19 protein-coding genes are annotated in these 18,147 nt (G+C 67.0%); 7 read left to right on the forward strand and 12 right to left on the reverse strand.

Going from position 1 to position 18,147, the window contains the following annotated elements:
- Positions 1 to 121: 121 nt before the first annotated feature.
- The 3 genes from ACIBL3_RS45280 (at position 122) to ACIBL3_RS45290 (ending at position 3,922) form a co-directional block, all read left to right on the forward strand.
- Positions 122 to 838: a hypothetical protein gene (locus tag ACIBL3_RS45280; RefSeq protein WP_396360232.1), complete on the forward strand. Its 717-nt coding sequence runs from the start codon at positions 122 to 124 to the stop codon at positions 836 to 838.
- A 499-nt stretch (positions 839 to 1,337) separates the two neighbouring features.
- Positions 1,338 to 2,090 carry a 3-hydroxybutyrate dehydrogenase gene (locus ACIBL3_RS45285; RefSeq protein WP_396360233.1) on the forward strand — a complete coding sequence of 251 codons (753 nt, stop codon included), beginning with the start codon at positions 1,338 to 1,340 and terminating at the stop codon, positions 2,088 to 2,090.
- Entirely contained in the window at positions 2,075 to 3,922 is a 1,848-nt protein-coding gene (locus ACIBL3_RS45290) for a helix-turn-helix domain-containing protein (RefSeq protein WP_396360234.1), read from the forward strand. The genes ACIBL3_RS45285 and ACIBL3_RS45290 overlap by 16 nt, the downstream gene beginning before the upstream one ends.
- Here ACIBL3_RS45290 and ACIBL3_RS45295 read toward each other — a convergent pair.
- From ACIBL3_RS45295 to ACIBL3_RS45340, 10 genes are all read right to left on the reverse strand, one after another.
- Positions 3,919 to 4,608, reverse strand: a complete 690-nt coding sequence (locus tag ACIBL3_RS45295) for a hypothetical protein (RefSeq protein WP_396360235.1) — start codon at positions 4,606 to 4,608, stop codon at positions 3,919 to 3,921. The two genes, ACIBL3_RS45290 and ACIBL3_RS45295, sit on opposite strands and share 4 nt — an antisense overlap.
- Positions 4,605 to 5,648 (reverse strand): branched-chain amino acid ABC transporter permease, encoded by a 1,044-nt coding sequence (locus tag ACIBL3_RS45300; protein ID WP_396360236.1) that lies wholly within the window; start codon positions 5,646 to 5,648, stop codon positions 4,605 to 4,607. The genes ACIBL3_RS45295 and ACIBL3_RS45300 overlap by 4 nt, the downstream gene beginning before the upstream one ends.
- Complete coding sequence (locus tag ACIBL3_RS45305) at positions 5,645 to 6,517, reverse strand: branched-chain amino acid ABC transporter permease (RefSeq protein WP_396360237.1); 873 nt, start codon at positions 6,515 to 6,517, stop codon at positions 5,645 to 5,647. The genes ACIBL3_RS45300 and ACIBL3_RS45305 overlap by 4 nt, the downstream gene beginning before the upstream one ends.
- On the reverse strand, positions 6,514 to 7,776 hold the full coding sequence (locus ACIBL3_RS45310) for an ABC transporter substrate-binding protein (RefSeq protein ID WP_396360238.1): 1,263 nt from the start codon (positions 7,774 to 7,776) through the stop codon (positions 6,514 to 6,516). Before ACIBL3_RS45310 ends, ACIBL3_RS45305 begins: the two co-directional genes overlap by 4 nt.
- A gap of 21 nt (positions 7,777 to 7,797) precedes the next feature.
- Positions 7,798 to 8,481 (reverse strand): ABC transporter ATP-binding protein, encoded by a 684-nt coding sequence (locus ACIBL3_RS45315; RefSeq protein WP_396360239.1) that lies wholly within the window; start codon positions 8,479 to 8,481, stop codon positions 7,798 to 7,800.
- Position 8,482: 1 nt separating this feature from the next.
- The gene (locus tag ACIBL3_RS45320; RefSeq protein WP_396360240.1) at positions 8,483 to 9,265 is read right to left on the reverse strand and encodes an ABC transporter ATP-binding protein; all 783 of its coding nucleotides are present in this window, start codon (positions 9,263 to 9,265) and stop codon (positions 8,483 to 8,485) included.
- Between the two features lie 133 nt (positions 9,266 to 9,398).
- The gene (locus ACIBL3_RS45325; RefSeq protein ID WP_396360241.1) at positions 9,399 to 9,944 is read right to left on the reverse strand and encodes a CHRD domain-containing protein; all 546 of its coding nucleotides are present in this window, start codon (positions 9,942 to 9,944) and stop codon (positions 9,399 to 9,401) included.
- Between the two features lie 439 nt (positions 9,945 to 10,383).
- Positions 10,384 to 10,737, reverse strand: coding sequence for a hypothetical protein (locus ACIBL3_RS45330; protein WP_396360243.1), 354 nt, complete (start codon positions 10,735 to 10,737; stop codon positions 10,384 to 10,386).
- A gap of 94 nt (positions 10,738 to 10,831) precedes the next feature.
- Positions 10,832 to 11,434: a hypothetical protein gene (locus ACIBL3_RS45335; RefSeq protein ID WP_396360244.1), complete on the reverse strand. Its 603-nt coding sequence runs from the start codon at positions 11,432 to 11,434 to the stop codon at positions 10,832 to 10,834.
- Positions 11,431 to 11,784 (reverse strand): hypothetical protein, encoded by a 354-nt coding sequence (locus ACIBL3_RS45340; RefSeq protein ID WP_396360245.1) that lies wholly within the window; start codon positions 11,782 to 11,784, stop codon positions 11,431 to 11,433. Before ACIBL3_RS45340 ends, ACIBL3_RS45335 begins: the two co-directional genes overlap by 4 nt.
- 72 nt (positions 11,785 to 11,856) lie before the next feature.
- Between ACIBL3_RS45340 and ACIBL3_RS45345 the strand changes: the two genes are divergently transcribed.
- Entirely contained in the window at positions 11,857 to 12,171 is a 315-nt protein-coding gene (locus ACIBL3_RS45345) for a hypothetical protein (RefSeq protein ID WP_396360246.1), read from the forward strand.
- Here the strand turns inward: ACIBL3_RS45345 and ACIBL3_RS45350 are convergent.
- Positions 12,158 to 13,150 (reverse strand): SDR family oxidoreductase, encoded by a 993-nt coding sequence (locus ACIBL3_RS45350; protein WP_396360247.1) that lies wholly within the window; start codon positions 13,148 to 13,150, stop codon positions 12,158 to 12,160. The genes ACIBL3_RS45345 and ACIBL3_RS45350 overlap by 14 nt on opposite strands.
- Before the next feature lie 272 nt (positions 13,151 to 13,422).
- Here ACIBL3_RS45350 and ACIBL3_RS45355 point away from each other — a divergent pair, with 272 nt between their 5' ends.
- Together ACIBL3_RS45355 and uraH are read left to right on the forward strand one after the other, a co-directional pair.
- Positions 13,423 to 15,096, forward strand: a complete 1,674-nt coding sequence (locus ACIBL3_RS45355) for a collagen binding domain-containing protein (protein WP_396360248.1) — start codon at positions 13,423 to 13,425, stop codon at positions 15,094 to 15,096.
- A 482-nt stretch (positions 15,097 to 15,578) separates the two neighbouring features.
- Positions 15,579 to 15,902 (forward strand): hydroxyisourate hydrolase, encoded by a 324-nt coding sequence (gene uraH, locus ACIBL3_RS45360; RefSeq protein ID WP_396360249.1) that lies wholly within the window; start codon positions 15,579 to 15,581, stop codon positions 15,900 to 15,902.
- A 58-nt stretch (positions 15,903 to 15,960) separates the two neighbouring features.
- Here uraH and ACIBL3_RS45365 read toward each other — a convergent pair whose 3' ends face one another.
- The gene (locus ACIBL3_RS45365) at positions 15,961 to 17,091 is read right to left on the reverse strand and encodes an epoxide hydrolase family protein (RefSeq protein WP_396360250.1); all 1,131 of its coding nucleotides are present in this window, start codon (positions 17,089 to 17,091) and stop codon (positions 15,961 to 15,963) included.
- Positions 17,092 to 17,146: 55 nt separating this feature from the next.
- On the opposite strand from ACIBL3_RS45365, the gene ACIBL3_RS45370 reads away from it, so the two are divergent.
- Positions 17,147 to 18,145 (forward strand): helix-turn-helix transcriptional regulator, encoded by a 999-nt coding sequence (locus tag ACIBL3_RS45370; protein WP_396360251.1) that lies wholly within the window; start codon positions 17,147 to 17,149, stop codon positions 18,143 to 18,145.
- Positions 18,146 to 18,147: the final 2 nt, after the last annotated feature.

Below are 18,147 nucleotides of genomic sequence, written 5' to 3' on the forward strand. Positions count from 1 at the left end.
AACAGCACCCTGCCGGAACTCGGCATCAAACTTCCTACGCGCCTCAGCCATCACCCTCACCTTCTAAAGGCGATGTCTCCACGCTACGAGGGGAAACCCAGTACTGGATCCGAATCTGCTGGTGGTTGCCGAGGAGTTCGGCGACTTTGCCGACGTACGGCGGCGGATCGATCTGCTGTGTGTCGATCGCGAAGGTGTGCTCGTGGTTGTCGAGTTGAAGCGCACTGAAGATGGCGGCCATATGGAGCTTCAGGCGCTTCGGTACGCCGCGATGGTGTCGACGATGACGTTCGATCAGCTGGCCGAGACGTACGAGCGCCACTTGCGCCGGGTCGCTCCGGATGAGGCTGGCAACGCGCGGCAGAACCTGGCCGACTTCCTGGAGGATGTCGGCGGCGAGGACGCGGTACTGGAGCGGCGCGTCCGGATTCTGCTGGTGTCGGGCGGGTTCGACCCGCAGATCACCACGACGGTGCTGTGGCTGAATGACATCTACGGACTCGACATCACCTGTATCCGGCTCACTCCGTATCGCGTGGACGCTCGGCTGTTACTTGACGTGCAGCAGGTGATTCCGCTGCCGGAGGCCGAGGAGCTCATGGTACGGCTGCGCAAGCGGGAGTCCGCTGCGCGCGCCGCTACCGGAGGAGGTGGCGCCGACTGGACGCCGAACGTGATCAAGACGCCGAGCGGCGATTCTGCGCCGCTCCGCAAGCGGCGGGCGGTCCTGGCGCTCGTGCACGCCCTCCATCAGGCCGGCGTGGGGGCGGCCGATATGGAGGAGGTCATCCCGGGCCCACGATTCTTGTCCGTCGATGGGGTCCCGGCAATCCCCTGAAACCGTAGAGACTTGAGATTTGGTGTTTCGGTCGTTGGCCGGTCTCCCGCTGGCTGCCCGGCGGGCTCGGCCGGAGTCGGGGTCAGGGCTGGCCGGAGACCACCCCGGAGGGGCTTGGCCTTGACGTCGGCGAGGACGAGGTCAGACTCGGTGTGCGGGATCGGGTCGTTCACGCTGCCTGGTCGCGGTCTGGTTCGTGGCCGGTGTGGTGGGTGAGTTCGTAGTCGATCGGGGGGGAACCAACACGCTTCCCACGCTCGACGCGCTGCTGCAGTTGGCGCCTTCGGAGGGGTTCGCTTACGAAGCAGGAGGCCGCTGAGAGCTCTGGCCTCCGTCCGAACCAATGTCGGCCGTTGTGGTTGGCGGGGCGGCAAGGGTGCGGCAGTTGGGGGAGCGCGGCGGGCGCGTGCCGCGTATGTCTGTCCGCAACATTCGAAGGTGGCTCGGTGTGTGACTGGCGCACGTGTTGGGTGCAGCTTGTGGTGCCTAGCGTCGGGGGATGAGTGATGTGGGGCTCGGCGGGCGGACTGTTGTCGTTACGGGTGGGGCCGGGGGGATTGGGGCTGCCTGCGTGGAGAGGTTTGCGGGGGCGGGTGCTGAGGTGGTTGTGGTTGATGTGGATGGGGTGGGGGCCAAGCGGGTTGCGGAGAAGGTGGACGGGCGGGCTGAAATCCTCGATCTGTCCGACCTTGATGCGGTGGATGCGCTGGGGCTGCGGTGTGACGTTTTGGTCAACAATGCAGGGTTGCAGCACATCAGCCCTGTCGAGGACTTCTCACCGGAGCGGTTTTCGCTCATGCTGCGAGTCATGCTCGAGGCCCCCTTCCGGCTGACCAGGCAGGTATTGCCGCACATGTATGCCCAAAAATGGGGCCGGATCGTCAACATCTCGTCGGTGCATGGGTTGCGGGCGTCGCCTTTCAAGGCGGCCTATGTGGCGGCCAAGCATGGGCTTGAGGGATTGTCGAAGGTGATCGCGTTGGAAGGTGCGGCGCATGGAGTCACATCGAACTGCATCAATCCGGCGTATGTGAGGACGCCGTTGGTCGAGAAACAGGTGGAGGCTCAGTCGGTTGCCCATGGCATCGAGCCTGACCAGGTGCTCGAGCAGATCCTGCTCAAGCCGATGGCGGTCAAGCAGCTGATCGAGCCGGAGCAGGTCGCTGAGCTGGCTACCTACCTGTGCAGCCCGCATGCGGATTCGATCACCGGCACCTCCTTGGTGATGGACGGAGGGTGGACAGCACGCTGACGGACACGCAGTTTCTGGGTCTGCTTGCTCGCGACGCCCCGCCCGAGGAGTACGACGAGCCGGTGCGCGCTGCCAAAGCGACAGGGGCTGGGCCCGAAGAAATCGCAGAGCTCGAGCGGGCGAAGGTGCTGGCGCTCAGAGTGCGGCGGGCGCTGGAGCATCGACGGCGTCGGGAGATCGAACTGGAGGCGTTGTTCGAGACTGCGGGGGATCTGGCGGGTCTGCAGGACGTTGATGCCGTGCTCAATGCGATCGTTCGGCGTGCTAGAACGCTGCTGCATACGGATGTCGCCTACCTGACGCTGATCGACCCCGTCCGCGGTGACACGTACATGCGAGCCACGGCCGGCGTTGTCTCGGCCAGCTTTCAGCAGGTCCGCCTGGCGATGGGAGCTGGTCTCGGCGGCCTCGTCGCCGATACTTCATTGCCCTATGCCACGGACGACTACGCCGACGATCAGCGGTTCGATCACGTCCTAGACGTCGACAGTGCCGTTTCCGACGAAGGGCTGGTGGCGATTCTCGGCGTACCGCTGCTGCTTGGGCCGCAGGTGCTCGGGGTGCTGTTCGCGGCCGACCGCAGCAGGCGCCCGTTCGCGAGGGACGAGATCTCGCTGCTGTGTTCCTTGGCGGCACATGCGGCGATCTCGATTGATGGTGCACGGCTGCTCGAGGAAGCGCGGGCCGCCGTACGGGAGTTGGATGCGGCGAACACCCTGGTACGGCGGCACAGTCAGGCGGTGGAACGGGCCGCCGAGGCCCACGACCGGTTCGCTGATCTGGCGTTGCGTGGTGCTGGTGTCGATGAGGTCGCCGCCGCGGTCACGGAGGTGCTGGGAGGCCGCCTGACCGTGCTGGACGCCGATGGCGCGCCGACCGAGTGGCTTGACGCGGTCGCAGAGTCGCGTGCCGAGGGCCGAGCGGTCTGTCGCGACGGCACGTGGTTTGCGGCCGTAGTGGCCGGTTCGGAGGAGTTCGGAGCGCTCGTACTACAAGGTCGGAAAGATCTGGAAGGCGCCGATCAGCGGGTGCTCGAACGTGCAGCATTGGTGACCGCATTGCTGCAGTTGATGAAGCGTACGGCGATGGAGACGGAGAACCGCATCCGCGGCGAGCTCATCTCCGACCTGGTCACGAATGGCGAGCGAGCGGGTCCTGCCCTGAGGGAGCGAGCGCGACAGGTCGGCTTCGACTGCGACGGCGAATTTGCTGTGGTAGTCGCGCAGACGGACCGCGAGCGCCTGCACCGGTTGGCGTTCGCAGCCAGCCATCTTGCCTCACAGTCAGATGGAATCGCGGGCCTGCACCAGGATCGCGCAGTACTGCTGCTGCCTGGCGAGGAAGCGGGGGCGGCTGCTCGGCGGCTCGCCAAGGAGTTGGCGGTCGCGATCGGACAGCCGGTCACAGTCGGTGCAGCGGAGCCAGTGTCCGGACCGGAGCGGGTTCCCGCCGCGCATGCTGAGGCCAGAAAGTGTTTGGAGGCGCTGATGGCGCTTGGCCGCTGTGGTGACGGGACGAGCAGTCGCGAGCTCGGCTTCATGGGAGTGTTACTCGGCGAGGGCCGTGGCGTCGAGCGGTTCGTCAACGGCGTACTCGGGCCGGTCCTCGAGTACGACGAACGCCGCGGCACTGGGCTGATCCAGACCTTGGAGATGTACTTCGCCAACGGCGGCAACCTGACCCGCGCCAAGGACGATCTCCACGTGCATGTCAACACCGTTGCCCAGCGCCTCGACCGGGTATCGCAACTCCTCGGCAGCGACTGGCAAGAGGCCGAACCCGCGCTGGAGATCCAGCTCGCCCTCAGGCTCCACCGCCTCGTGCGGTCCTAGTCGATCAGCCCGGCGTTCCGCGCGGCCAGAGTTGCCACCACGAGATCCTCCACCGCCAGTCCCACCGGCACGAAGATCGTGATCTCGCTGGAGGTCTCGCGGCGTACCTCTCCCCGTGCCAGCGCCGGCAGATTGTCGACAACACGACCCGCCGGCAGTTCGCCGCGCCCGAGAGCGTTGACGTGTGCGCCGGCCGACAGCCCGAACACCACCCCAGACGTACAGAAGCAGATCAAGTCGGCACCGGACGCAGCTGCCGCACTCGCCACAACGGCCGGATGCCCCTCACCACGGAGCATGGCGACGAAGCGCTCCGTCGCCACCGGCTCCCGGCCCACGATCTCGATCTGTTCCAGAGATGGCCGGACCCAGCGCATCGCGCGGACGTGTTCGCGAGCCTGCACGTCGGTGCCGAAGACCGCCAACCGTCGTACGTCGTCTCGCGCGAGCGCGTCCGTGGCCAGGGCGGACACAGCCGGCGTACGACGGGCCGTCAACGCAGCCCTGTCGAGGGTCGCGACCGCGGTTCCGCCAGCGCCGAGCAGAACGTAGAACCCCTGGTCATTGCCCCCGGCAACATCTGGAGCGACTGGGTCGGCGAGGACCTTTCGAAGTTCGGTCACCACCTCTTCGAACGGCGCGAGCCGATAGATCCGGCCCGCATCGAGATGCGCCGGTGTGTTCATCTCATCGCCGGTTCGTCCTCCACCACCGCTGAAGTACCACTGAGGTGCGGCTCTGGAACGTCGCGACGGCGACGCAACAGGTGCGCCACAGTTCCCCAGACGCCCCGACGGAAGAGCAGTACGACGACCACGAAGATGAGACCGGTGATGAGGCCAGGGCCAGTGATGTTCAACGGACCGAGGTGGATCCCCGAGGTCGCGACATAATCCTCGACCTGCACGATCAGGGCGGCGCCGATCGTGCTGCCCCACAGCGTCCCGATGCCGCCGAGCACCGTCATGATCACGACCTTGCCGGACGTTGTCCAGTACACCTCCTGCAACGACGCGAACCCGTGGCTGATGGCATACAACCCGCCGGCGAGCCCGGACAACCCGGCGGAGATCACGAAGATCATCACCTTGTACCGGTCCACCGGATATCCGAGGGAACGAGAGCGAGCTGGGTTCTCCCGGATCGCGACGAGAACCCGCCCGAACGGGGAGTGGACCACGCGCCACGCGATCAGCAGCCCGATCAACGCGATCGGCAGTCCGGCGTAGTAGAAGTAGAAAGGGTCCGACAGATCCAGCCCGAACAGGTTCTTCGGGATGCCCTGCAGCCCGTTCTCCCCACCGGTCAGGCTGCGCCACTGGTTCGCGACGTAGTACACCATCTGCGCGAAGGCGAGTGTCACCATCGCGAAGTAGATGCCAGTACGCCGTACTGCGAGCAGCGCGATCGGAACGGCCAGCACCATCGCCATGACTGCCGCACCGAGAATCGCGACGGGGAAGGGCACACCGGTCCTGATCGCAATGGTCCCGGCCGCGTAAGCCGCAGTACCCCAGAATGCCGCATGCCCGAACGACAGCAACCCGGTGAACCCGAGCAGCAGATCGAGGGCCACCGCGAACAGCGCCCACGCGATGATGTCCATCGCCACTGGCGGATAGATCAGCCAAGGCAATGCGAGGACAACCAACAACCCGCTGAGCACTCCGGCGAGTCGCCACAGACGAGGCATTGTCGACAATCGACGGAACAGAAGCACCGTCATACCGCAGTCTCCTCACGGCCGAACAGACCAGCCGGCCGCCACAGCAGCACGATGGCCATCAGGATGAAGACCGACGTGGTCGCCAGTCCGGGGACGTACACGTTGCCGAGCGCCTGCAGCATGCCGATCAGGAACCCGGCGGCCACCGAGCCGAAGATCGACCCGAGGCCACCGATCACGACGACGGCGAAGACCAGGATGATCAGGTCCGCTCCCATCAGCGGACTGACCGCCCGCATCGGAGCCGCCAGTACGCCGGACAGCGCGGCCAGGGCAATCCCGAACCCGAAGACCGGCGAGATCCACCGCCCCACGTCGATCCCCATCGCACGAGTCAGCTCAGGTCGTTCGGTCGCCGCCCGGATGATCATTCCGACCCGGGTCCTGGCCAGCAGCACCCAAGCACCGACCGAGACGAGCACGGAGAACACCAGCACGAACACCTGGTACGCCGGGAAGTCGAACAAACCGAGGTTGACCGACCCGCGCAGCCCTGCAGGTTGTGGATACGGCTGCGGCTGGGCGCCGTACTTCATCCGGAGCAGATCCTGGAAGATCAGCGTCAGACCGAAGGTCAGCAGGAAGTTGTACAGCGGGTCCAGCGCGACCAGGCGGCGTACGAGCAACCGCTCGATCACCATCCCGACCGCGCCGAGCGCCAGTGGCACCACCAGTATGGCGATCCAGAAGTTGACGCCGGCCTCGTTGAGCAGGATGAACGCACCGAACGCACCGAGCATGTAGAACGCGCCGTGGGCGAAGTTGACCACGCCGAGCATGCCGAAGATGACGGCCAGCCCGAGTGCGAGCAGTGCGTAGAAGCTGCCGTTGACGAGCCCGTTGAAGGCGTGCTGGAGCAGATCACTCATCCTTGATCCAGCTTGCAGGTGCTCTCGGACAGCGGCTTGAACGCCTTGTCCGCGGGGATGGTGGTGACGATCTTCTCGTAGTCGTACTCCTCCTTGACGTCGCTCTTCGGCTTCACCTCGGCGAGGTAGGCGTCGTGGACGACGCGGTGGTCCTCGGCGCGGATCTTGCCGTTGCGCAGGAAGAAGTCGTTGATCTCCTTGCCTTCCAGGTTCTTCACCACGTCGTCCGATGCGTCGGTGCCGGCGGCCTGGACGGCTTCGAGATAGTTCATCGCGGCCGAGTAGTTGCCGGCGTGTGCGAACGACGGCCGGGAGCCGGTCTTCTCCTTGAACTTGTCGGCCCACTCGCGGTTCTGCTGGTCGAAGTTCCAGTACCACGCGTCGGTGAAGCGAGTGCCCGCCAGCGCGTCCGGACCGAGTGAGTGGATGTCGGTGATGAACATCAGGCCGACCGAGAGGCCGACGCCCTTGTCCTTGAGCTTGAACTGGTTGTACTGCTTCACCAGGTTCACCAGTTCACCACCGGCGTGCATGGTGCCCAGTACGTCGGGCTTGGCGGCCGGTGCCTGCAGCAACTGGGACGAGAAGTCACCGCTGGTGTTCGGGAACTCCGACGACTTCTTGCCGACGACCTTGCCGCCGGCCTTCTCCACGGCCGCGGAGAAGCTCTTCTCCATGTCCTGTCCGAACGCGTAGTCCGGGTAGACCATGTACCAGTTCTTCGCACCGGCCTCGGTCACCGTCGTACCGGTTCCGTTCGCGAGCATGTAAGTGTCGTAGGCGTAGTGGAAGGTGTACTTGTTGCACTTGCCACCGGTCAGCTCGGTCGTCGCCGCGGTGACGTTGAAGTAGAGTTTCTTCTTCGCCAGCGCCTGTCCGGCGACCGCCAGCGCCGCGGACGACGTCGGTACGTCGAAGATGGCGTCGGCCTGCTGCCGGTCGTACATCTCCTGCGCCTTGGTGTTCGCGATCTCCGGCTTGTTCTGGTGGTCGGCGACGACCACCTCGATGTTCTTGCTGACGGCATCGTCGCCGTGCTTGGCCTTGAAGTCGTCGACGGCCATCTGTACCGCCTTGACGGCGTTCGGCCCGGACAGTTCGCTGTAGATGCCGGTCTGGTCGTTGATGACGCCCAGCACGATCTTGTCGTCGCTGATCTTCCCGCCGCCACCGGATGGGCCGCCCGCCCCGCCGCCACAGGCTGCCAGCAGCGAGACGACGGCCAGGGTCGAGATCGCCGGGATGAGGTTTCGTCGCATGGGTTCTCCTCCGATGGTGCGTTAGATGCCGAGATACTCGAGCAGCTCGTGCTCGCGTTCCTTGACCTCGGTGTTGTCCAGCGTCTGCGCGACCCGGCCTTGGGCGAGCAGATAGTGGCGGTCGGCAACGGTTGACGCGAACCGGACGTTCTGCTCGACGAGCAGCACCGTCACCCCGGCCGCCTTGATGTCGCGCAGCATGTGGCCGATCTGGTGCACGAGCACTGGCGAAAGGCCTTCGGTCGGCTCGTCGCAGAGCAGGAGCCGGGCGCCCATCCGCAGTACGCGGGCGATGGCGAGCATCTGCTGCTCGCCGCCGGAGAGCTTCGTCCCAGGGAACTTGCGACGTTCCTTCAGCACCGGGAACGACTCGTACACGCGGTCCATGGACCACGCGCTGTCGCTGACGCCGGGTGGCAGCCTGAGGTTCTCCTCGACGCTCAGACTGGCGAAGATCCCGCGATCGTCCGGAACGAGTCCGAGGCCTCTCTTCGCGCGGCGATGAGCAGCCAGACCGGTGATGTTGTCGTCGTCCAGGATGACCGAGCCGGCTGTCGGGCGGTGCAGTCCCATCAAGCAGCGCAGCAGAGTGGTCTTCCCGGCGCCGTTGCGGCCGACCAGGGTGACCACCTCGCCGGCTGCCACGTCGAGCGATACGTCCCGCAGTACTTGCGCTTCGCCGTACGACGCACTGACTCCCTGCACGCTAAGCAGCGGACTCACCGCCTAGGTACGCCTCGATCACCCGCGGGTCGTCGCGTACTTCGCCGTACGTGCCCTCGGTCAGAATCCGGCCGAACTGCAGCACCGTGACCCGGTCGGCGAGACCGGCGACGACGCTCATGTTGTGCTCGACGAGGACGACCGTGCGGCCGGCGCGGATCCGCTTGACGAGCCCGACCGTTCGCTCGACGTCCTCCATCCCCATGCCGGCCGTCGGCTCGTCGAGCAGCAGCACTGCGGGATCGAGCGCGAGTGCGAGGGCAAGCTCGAGTGCGCGCTTCTGCCCGTAGGCAAGGGTTCCAGCCGGTACGTCGCGCTGCCTGGCGAGCCCGACTTGGTCGAGGAGCTCAGCCGCGCGGTCCGCGAATCTGGTCAGCACCCGGTCGGACATCCAGAACCGGTGGCCGAGCTTCGTCGTACCCATCAGGGCTAGCTCGACATGCTGCTGCAGCGTCAACTGCTCGAACAGGTTGGTGATCTGGAACGAGCGAGCCACACCCAGCCGCGCGATCCGCTCCGGTGACGAGCCGGTGATGTCCCGGCCGCCCAGCCGGATCTGGCCGGCGCTCGGCTTGAGGAAGCCGGTGAGCAGGTTGAACAGCGTCGTCTTGCCCGCGCCGTTCGGCCCGACCAGCGCATGTACGTCGCCTTCCGAGACGGAGAGGTCGACCTGGTCGACGGCGGTGAAGCCGCGGAAGCTCTTGCTCAGTCCGGTGGTCTCGATCACCGCCCCGGAACCGCGTCCGGGCGGGTTGCTGGGATCCATGGATGGAAGTTAGGTGCACCGCGAACGCCGTTCCATGTCGTAGGAAGACACACTGCTCGTCCAAGACGTGTGGTGGCGCCACAGGCAGCGGGCGGGCCCTGCGTGGGCCCGCCCTCGATGTGCGCCTCCGTCGTCAGTTGTGGTGGTGGTCGAGTTGGGCTCGGATTTCGCCGGCGGGGAAGAGGGTGGTGTGGACGTTGGTGTAGGTGGTGCCGTTCCGGATGGCCTTGACGAAGTCGTCGAATTGGCCGGCGGTCAGGGATTGGGCGGTTGGGCCGATGATGTCGGCGGGGCGGATGGTGCCGGTGATTGTGGCTGGGGCGGCTGGGCAGGGCTGGGTGCCGGCGGGGCCGTTGCCGAGGTTGGTGCAGAGGAAGACGCTGATGCCGCCGCTTTGGGCCTTGCCGCCGAAGTGGATGTGGGCCTGGGTGACCGTGCCTTCCAGGGCGGAGTAGCTGAGGCGCCAGGTGATCTGGTCGTTCCGGTCGTCGATCTGGGCCTGGAACCGGCCGGTGCCGTCCGTCGAGATCGGGGCCGGGTCTTCCTCGTAGCCGGACAGTTGTTCGCGGACCGAGTTGCCCGAGTCGTCACGGCCTGCGGTTGCCACGCTGCCTGATGCGGTGGCCGCTACCCCGATTGCAATGGCCGCGGCCAGTAGATGTGCTCTTCTCGCCACCATGTGCTCCTCCCTCACCGAGGCGTACGTCGATGGTGTGACTGCCGTCACACTCTGATCAACGGCGCGGAGCACTGGGCGGTTCAATCAGAGTTCCCGGTTGGGTGGTGCGCCGCGGCGCGGGCCTGCAGGTGGTGGGCGTTGGGCCGGCGATCGACGGCAGCGCGGGCGGCGGCAACCTCGAAAGGGCGGTCGTCCTTCCGCGGTTCGAAGGCTACGACCTGCCGGTACGGCGGCCCGCCGTCGAAGGCCTCGAACTCCCGGTAGAGCAGGCGGTGCGAAGGTCCGAGCTCCTGGCTGCCACGGGCCCTCCGGAACGACCGCGAGCTTGAGCGCCTCGAGCTCGCGGCGGCGCAGTCCGCCGGTTTGTTGGACTGCAGCCGCGCGCTTGAGGATGGCCAGTTGTTGCCACACCTCGTAGCGGAGAGGAGGCGGTACTCCGTCACTGCGGCTTGGGCAGGTCGGAGTCGTCGATGGGCTTGCTGAGATCCAGGCCGAGCTCGTCGGCCACCTCCTCGATGGGGATCGAAGGTTGGGGATTGGCGAGGCGGTGGCGCAGGACGGAGTAGCTGGAGTCGAAGCCGTGCTCATCGGTGGCCGCGGCCGTGAGAGCGCGCCAGACTTCGAACGGGATGACGACGGCCTCGGGTTGGCCGGCGTCGCCGAAGATCAGCGGTTCGACCTCGCCTGAGCGGAAGAAGGCCAGAAGGTTGGGCAGGTGCTTCGAGGCTTCCGCGGTGGTGAGGACCCAGGCGCGGTCGCCGTTCGGCAGGAGGTGCTCGGTTTCGGGGTCCATGGCAACAGCTTAGGAAGGACGGCTGGTGTCTCGCCGGAGTTATCCACAGGGATCTGCTTAGCCTGGGCGTAAGTGGCGGGCGCTGCGGACCTGGTCAGAGTTCCCGGTTGGGTGGTGCGCCGCGGCGTGGGCCGGCAGGTGGTGGGCGTTGGGCTGGCGATCGCGGATGGACGGCAGCGCGGGCGGGCGCGACACCCGAGGCGGCTGCGAGCGCCTTGCGAAGCTCGGGTGGAAGGGGCTGGCGGATGGGGGCGATGCCATCCGGCTGCAGTGCGGCGCGCGTCGTCCGGGATCTCACGCCGGCCTCGCGGTTGAGACGGCGGGCAGCCTCGTCAAAAGGGCGGTCGTCCTTGCGATGTGCGAACGCGACGACCTCGCGGTACGGCGGGCCGCCGTCGTCGGACTCGAATTCGCGGTAGATCAGCCGGTGGGATGGGCCGAGCTCGACGTTGTGGCGCGTCTCGGGGACGACGGCGAGCTTGATCTCCGCGCAGTCGCTGAGGTCGTGCCGGCGATACCCCAGCCGCTTGCCGTCGAAGTCCTCCTCTCGGCCATCGGCCAAAGCGCGGAGGCCCTGTTTGAGGGCCTGGAACTCACGGCGGCGCAGCCCGCCGGATTGTTGGGTCTTGGCTGCGCGGCTGAGCGCCACAAGTTGCTGCATCACCTCCGGCTTGAGCAGGACGCGGTACTGGGTCATGGCGATTTCGGCGGATCGGACGGGTTCTCGTCTTCGTCGAGGTCCCAGCCGATCTCTGCTGCGGCCTCCTCGAGTGGAATTGATGGACGCGGGTCTGCGAGGTTCTGGCGAGCTTTGTCGTAGGCGTGCTCGAAACCGTCCTCGTCGGCTGCGAGGGCGTCGAGGCGACGCCAGACATCCCACGGGACGACTACGGCCTCGGGTTGGCCGGCGTCGCCGAAGATGAGGGGCTCGGGCCGGCCGGAGCGGAAGAGGTTGAGCAGGCTCGGCAGCTGCTCGGCGGCCTCCGAGGTGGGGTGTACCCAGACGCGTTCGCCGTCGGGGAGCAGGTGGGGCGTTTCGGGATCCATGGCAACAGCTTAGGAAGGACTGGGCGTGTCGGGTTGGAGTTATCCACAGGGGGTGGTGAGTAGCCTGGGGGGATGGGTGAAGGGCGGTGGGTTGAGGTTCGGGTGGTGGGGGCGGGGGACGGGAAGGGGGTGAAGGTTGTTCAGCAGTTGCGGCGGGAGCTGGCTGAGCAGGAGTTCATGACTCAGGCGGGGGTGGGGGATGCGCCGGAGTTGGCGGTTGCGTTGAGTGGGGCGGACGTGGCGGCGTTGGTCGACGTACTGAAGAGCTGGATTTGCCGGCGGCATGGGCCGGGGACGGTTCGGTTGACGGTCGGGTCGGAGTCGATCGACGTGGACAAGCCGACGTTCGACGAGCGTGTAATGGAAGGGTTTCTCAACGGCTCGTAGTCAGGCGCGCGAGCGCTCGCCCGGCGGCGGCAGCGCCGCGGTCGATCGTTTCGGCGACGCGGGCGACGGGACGGGACAGGTTCAGTCGCAGTTGACGGCTGTACGACGAAGCGTCGAAGGGACCGCGGGCTCCGTGGTCGCCGGGGACCGGGTCGTAGAGGTTGTCCGGGTCGTCGGCCGGACGCGGCTCGTCGAGTTGCTGGCTGTCGTAGCCCGTGCGGCCGAGGAACGCGTCCAGCAGCGGGCCGGCGACCCGCTCGCCAAGGATCGTGTAAACGGTCGGAAAGCCGACCCAAACCTGTCGCCGCCGATGATGCGCGGCGTGCCAGACCGCCTCGGCCGCGAGCTCGGGTTGGTAGATCGGCGGCACCGGCTGCGTACGGCGACGGAGCTTCGACCGCTGGACGCGGAACTGCGGCGTGTTCACGGCCGGCATGTGTACCTCCACCAGCCGTACGGCGCTCCGGTCGTGCAGCAGCTCGCATCGCACCGAGTCGGTGAACCCCTGGACCGCATGCTTCGCCCCGCAGTACGCCGACTGCAGTGGGATCCCGCGATACGCCAACGCGGACCCGATCTGCACGATCACCCCGCGGTCGCGCGGCATCATCCGGTGCAAGGCCGCCCGCGTCCCGTTGACGAAGCCGAGATAGGTCACCTCGGTCACCCGCCGGTACTCGTCCGCCGAGATGTCCAAAAACGGCCCGTACACAGTCGCCATCGCATTGTTGACCCAGACATCGATCGGCCCGAGCTCCTCGACGATCGACGACGCGGCCTTCTCCAGCGCCTCGGCGTCACTCACGTCGACCGGTACGGCGACGGCCCGCGAGCCGGCCCGTTCGACGTCGGCCACGGCCCCCGCGAGGCCGTCCGAACCGCGGGCGATCAGCCCCACGTCGTACCCACGCTCGGCGAACAACCGGGCACACGCCCGCCCGATGCCGGCACTCGCCCCGGTGATCGCCACGACACTCATGGCCACGCCGGTGCCCCGTCGAACCAGGTTCGACACGCCACCTGAAGTGGCCGATCGGTCTCTCGCAGTAGCCCGTGACCAAACCGTTGTCGAGTTGACCTGTCCGGGCGTAACGTCAACAACGGAATTCTGGCGACGCGGCCGGCTGGGGGACCCGGAACAGGGGCAGTACGGGCCGTGTAGGGGGAGGGACTACGCGCGCGCCTCGCCGTGAGGAGACCTTTCGGTCCGACGGACGGACCGAGATCCGGATCTCCGAGGGGGAGAAGACAATGTCGTCTTCACGACCTGCCGGCCTGCGCGCCGGCACATCGCGGACGAAGCGGCGACCGCTGATCGCCGCAGCAGTTCTGTTGCTGGTAGGCAGCACTCTGGTCGGGTCGCCGGCGCTCGCCGCGCATCCCGAGGTCAGCCTGCCGGGCAGCAACTTCGAGATCGACACCGACGCGAACCTGAAGGTCGACGACGCAGCGCCGTCGATCGACTGGGCCAACGTGGCAGAGACCCGCAAGGCCGACCTGGCGCCGGGTTCCGGCGACAACTCGTTCGGTCAGGGCACCAAGGAGGACACGGCGGTACCGACGGTCGTGGACGGCAGCATTCCGCCCAACAAGAGCGACCTGACGACGTTCGGGGTCTACCTCGAGACGGTCGGTACCGACAGGTTCCTGCACATGTTCTGGCACCGGGTCCAGGATCCGTCCGGCACCACGAACATGGACTTCGAGTTCAACCAGTCCAGCACGCTGACCGGCAACGGTGTCACGCCGGTGCGGACCGCCGGTGACCTGCTGATCCAGTACGACCTGACGCAGGGCGGCACGAACCCGCAGCTGTTCCTGTCCCGCTGGGTCGCCACCGGACCGGGCTCGCAGTGCGAAGCGAACAACACGACGCCGTGCTGGGGCACCAGGGTGAACCTGACCGCGTCTGGTGACGCCACCGGATCGATCAACACGTCGGCGATCCCTGCCGCCGAGTCCGACGGCCTCGGCGCCATCTCGCCGCGAACATTCGGCGAGGCGTCGGTCGACTTCAACGCCATCGTCGGCGGCACCCAGTGCATCGCGTTCGGCAGCGGCTACCTGAAGAGCCGGTCGTCCGACTCCTTCACCGCTGCGCTGAAGGACTTCATCGCTCCGGTGCCGACGAACATCAACATCTGCGGCGCCATCAAGGTGATCAAGACCGATGACGCCACTCCGCCCGCGCTGCTGAGTGGCGCGGAGTTCGACCTGCTCAAGGACAACCCGCCCGTCGGCGGTTCACCGGGCGCCGAGGACACGTTCGTCGCGGACTGCACGACCAACGCGAGCGGTGAGTGCAACTTCCTGAATGTCCTGCAGGGTGAGTACTGGGTGGTCGAGACCCTGGCTCCGCCGGGACACGACCTGCCGTCGCCGCCGTACCAGCACGTCACGGTGGTCGGCGGTGTGACCACACCGGTCACCGTGACCTTCGTCGACCCGCGGCAGCGTGGGGCGATCGAGATCACCAAGACCCGCAAGCACGTCGCTGACGGACCTGGTTCGCACCCGCACGCAGGTGTCACCTTCACCGTCAACGGCACAACTGTGGTGACGGACGCGAACGGCAAGGCGTGCGTCGACGGCCTGCTGTTCGGCACCTACGCCGTCACTGAGACAGTGCCGGCGAACTACGCGGCCGACGGTGCGACGACCAAGAACGTGACAGTGAACAACAAGGCCGACTGCGACGACTCGCCGTACGTCGGAGAGACGGTTGCCTTCGGTAACACGCCGTTGTCGACGATCACGGTGTCGTTCACCTCTCAGGTCGCCGGTGGTACGGCGGCGCAGATCTCGTGCACCGGGCTGGCCGCGACGCCGCCGGACGGTACGCCGAATGCGTTCGACGACACGTCGGAGTCGTTCCAGAACCTGCTGCCGGGTACGTACACCTGCACGGTGGTGATCGACCCGTAGGAGGAAGCGCTGCCCGGCGGTCCCTCCGGCCGGGCAGAAGCCAAGGAGCCCGGGGCGCGAGAGCGCTCCGGGCTCCCGCTGCCGGGCGTTGTGCGGCTCCGTTTCGAGGCGTAGCGTCGAGGCATCATCCGGCGATGTGGCTGACGGGGGTCGGCTCACCAAGGGGGCAAACCAGGACGCTCGGGCGTGCGTGCTGACACAAGCCCGTGCATGGCTCCGCTTCCCGATCTGCCTGTGCCGATCATCTGAGATCGAGGGCGGTACCGCGCTACCCCCCCGCGTTGTGTACCCCGCACGTGCGATCGGGCGACGGAGGATGGATCCGCTCGCGCGTCCCTCGTGGTGGGCGGAGTCCACCGAAGCCCGGGGTGCTTGAGTATCCCGGGCTTCGCCACGGCTCGGACCGGACCGAAGGCATAGTCCGGAGTCCGAACGGGCACCGGAGGTACGGCGTACGGCGACCCACGAAAGGTGGTCGACCAATGATCAGTACGCACGTGCTCGACCTGGTGACCGGCAGGCCCGCGGAAGGAATGACTGTCGTACTGGAGGAGCTCGATCCGTTCACGGTGCTCGGTTCCGGGAGCACCGACGCGGACGGGAGGGTCGGCGAGCTGGGGCCGGCGCTCGGGCGGGCCGGGGATCATCGGCTGGTCTTCGAGACCGCGGCCTACTTCGCGAAGTCCGGCCGGACCTGCATGTTCCCGCAGGTCATCGTCGCCTTCACCGTGACCGACCCGGGCACCCGGCTGCACATTCCGCTGTTGCTCGGGCCGTTCGCGTACTCGACGTACCGCGGAAGCTGACATGCCGGTGCGGCCCGAGCACCCTGAGCAGGGTGCGGGGCCGCACGGGGATTGGCTTCTACAGGTTGCGGAAGAACGTGCGCAGGTCGGCGGTCAGCTCGTCGGGCCGCTCGAGCGACGCGTAGTGGCCGCCCTTGTCGAAGTTGGACCAGTGCACGATGTTCGTGTTGTCGCGCTCGGCCAGCGGCCGGATCGTCTTGAAGTCGTCGGCGAAGACGGCGACACCGGTCGGGGCGTGGTTCTGGGCCGGTTCGGCGCCGGAGTGCGCCTCCTCGTAGTGGTAGCGACCGGCCGCGGCCGAGGTGTTGGTGAACCAGTACAGTGAGACCTCGGTCAGGATCTGCTCGCGGGTGACCAGGCTGGTGCCGTTGCCGAAGCTGTTGAACAGCTCGTTCCAGGCCAGCTGCCCGACCGGTGAGTCGGAGATGCCGACGGCAACGGTCTGCGGCCGGGTGGCGTTGATCTGGTTGTACCCGCCGACGGACTGGAACCACTGCAGGTGCTCTAGCGCCGCGTAGTCCGCCGGCGTGAACTCCTCGAACTCGGCCGGGTCGCCGGACGGGAAGGAGAACAGCTGCAGCACGTGCAGACCCAGGAACCCGGACGGGTTCAGCAGCCCGAGCTCCCGCGAGACCATCGCGCCGGCGTCGGAGCCGTGGACGCCGTACGACGAGTAGCCGAGCCGGCGCATCAGGGTGTCGAAGGTGCGCGCCACCCGGGCCATCGTCCAGCCGCGCTCCACCAGCGGGGTGCTGAAACCGAAGCCGGGGATGGACGGGACGACGACGGAGAACGCGTCCTCTGGCGATCCGCCGTACGCGACCGGGTCGGTCAGCGGCGCGATCATGTCCAGGAAGTCGGCGAACGAGCCCGGGTAGCTGTGCACCAGCAGCAGTGGCGTCGCGTTCTCGACCTTCGACGGGACGTGGATGAAGTGCACGGTCTGGCCGTCGATGTCGGTCAGGTAGTGCGGGAACTCGTTCATCCGGGCTTCCTGCGCCCGCCAGTCGAACCCGTTCTGCCAGTGGTCGACCATCTCGCGGAGGTAGTTGTTCGGGGTGCCGTAGTCCCAGTCGTCGCCGGGAGCCGGCTCGGGCAGTCGCGTCCGCGCCAGGCGGGCGTTCAGATCGTCCAGGTCGGCCTGGGCGATGTCGACGGTGTAGGGCCGGATGCTCTCGTTGCTGTTCATGGCTCTACCGTAGAATCCGTATAGGAACATTTGATTCCTATTCAGGAGACTGATTTTGCTCGAGACTTCGTCGCGGTTGCTGAGCCTGCTGGCCCTGCTCCAGACCCGCCCGGCCTGGACCGGTGCCGAGCTGGCCGAGCGGCTCGAGGTGACGACGCGGACCATCCGCAACGACATCGACCGGCTGCGCGAGCTCGGCTACCCGGTCGACGCGACGCGGGGACCGGCCGGGCACTACCAGCTGGGCGTCGGCGCCAAGCTGCCGCCACTGCTGCTGGATGACGAGGAAGCCGTGGCGGTCGCGGTCGGGCTGCGGACCGGCGCCGGCGTGGCCGGGATGGGCGAGAGCAGTGCGCGGGCACTGACGAAGCTGGAACAGGTGCTGCCGCATCGGCTCCGGCGGCAGGTGAAGGCGATCCACAGCACGATGGAGAAGGGCCCGGACAACACCGGCTCGAACGTGAAGGATCCCGAGATCGACCCGGCCCTGCTGACCGCGATCGCGGCCTGCATCCGCGACGAGCACTACCTCCGATTCGACTACGAGATCCCCAGCGATGGCCCGATCCGCGGACCAGGCTCTGGTACGGCGTCCTCCGGGTTGCCGATCCTGGTCGCGCCGTACCGGTTGGTGAGCTGGCAGCGGTACTGGTACCTGGTCGCGCGGGACGAGGCCGACGCGTGGCGGACGTACCGGGTCGACTGGATGTCGTTGCGGATGGCAACCGGCCGGCGGTACCAGCCGCGCCCGATGCCGGGCGACGACTACACCAACTTCGTCCTACGGGACGTCGCCACGACCGGGTGGAAGGTGCACGCGCGGATCACGGTGTTCGCGCCCGCGCAGGAGGTGCTGTCCCGGATCCACGCCGCCGTCGGGGTGGTCGAGTCCGTCGACGACGACACCAGCGTCCTGGTCACCGGCGCCGAGTCCCTGGAGATCGTTGCCGTCTACATCGGCATGCTCGGCCTCGACTTCCAGGTCGACGGGCCGCCCGAGCTCGTCGAGCATTTGCGCACGGTCGGCAACAGGTACCTACGCGCGATCAGGTGACC

The organism is Kribbella sp. NPDC050124, from assembly GCF_044460355.1.
Taxonomy (GTDB): Bacteria; Actinomycetota; Actinomycetes; order Propionibacteriales; family Kribbellaceae; genus Kribbella.

Bases quoted from the DNA above. Each gene is read 5' to 3' on its own strand.
- uraH (WP_396360249.1), top strand. From the start codon at position 15,579: ATGATCAGTACGCACGTGCTCGACCTGGTGACCGGCAGGCCCGCGGAA.
- ACIBL3_RS45300 (WP_396360236.1), bottom strand. From the start codon at position 5,648: ATGACGGTGCTTCTGTTCCGTCGATTGTCGACAATGCCTCGTCTGTGG.
- ACIBL3_RS45340 (WP_396360245.1), bottom strand. From the start codon at position 11,784: ATGGATCCCGAAACGCCCCACCTGCTCCCCGACGGCGAACGCGTCTGG.
- ACIBL3_RS45335 (WP_396360244.1), bottom strand. From the start codon at position 11,434: ATGACCCAGTACCGCGTCCTGCTCAAGCCGGAGGTGATGCAGCAACTT.
- ACIBL3_RS45295 (WP_396360235.1), bottom strand. From the start codon at position 4,608: ATGAACACACCGGCGCATCTCGATGCGGGCCGGATCTATCGGCTCGCG.
- ACIBL3_RS45285 (WP_396360233.1), top strand. From the start codon at position 1,338: ATGAGTGATGTGGGGCTCGGCGGGCGGACTGTTGTCGTTACGGGTGGG.
- ACIBL3_RS45310 (WP_396360238.1), bottom strand. From the start codon at position 7,776: ATGCGACGAAACCTCATCCCGGCGATCTCGACCCTGGCCGTCGTCTCG.
- ACIBL3_RS45355 (WP_396360248.1), top strand. From the start codon at position 13,423: ATGTCGTCTTCACGACCTGCCGGCCTGCGCGCCGGCACATCGCGGACG.
- ACIBL3_RS45365 (WP_396360250.1), bottom strand. From the start codon at position 17,091: ATGAACAGCAACGAGAGCATCCGGCCCTACACCGTCGACATCGCCCAG.
- ACIBL3_RS45320 (WP_396360240.1), bottom strand. From the start codon at position 9,265: ATGGATCCCAGCAACCCGCCCGGACGCGGTTCCGGGGCGGTGATCGAG.
- ACIBL3_RS45350 (WP_396360247.1), bottom strand. From the start codon at position 13,150: ATGAGTGTCGTGGCGATCACCGGGGCGAGTGCCGGCATCGGGCGGGCG.
- ACIBL3_RS45305 (WP_396360237.1), bottom strand. From the start codon at position 6,517: ATGAGTGATCTGCTCCAGCACGCCTTCAACGGGCTCGTCAACGGCAGC.
- ACIBL3_RS45330 (WP_396360243.1), bottom strand. From the start codon at position 10,737: ATGGACCCCGAAACCGAGCACCTCCTGCCGAACGGCGACCGCGCCTGG.
- ACIBL3_RS45345 (WP_396360246.1), top strand. From the start codon at position 11,857: ATGGGTGAAGGGCGGTGGGTTGAGGTTCGGGTGGTGGGGGCGGGGGAC.
- ACIBL3_RS45325 (WP_396360241.1), bottom strand. From the start codon at position 9,944: ATGGTGGCGAGAAGAGCACATCTACTGGCCGCGGCCATTGCAATCGGG.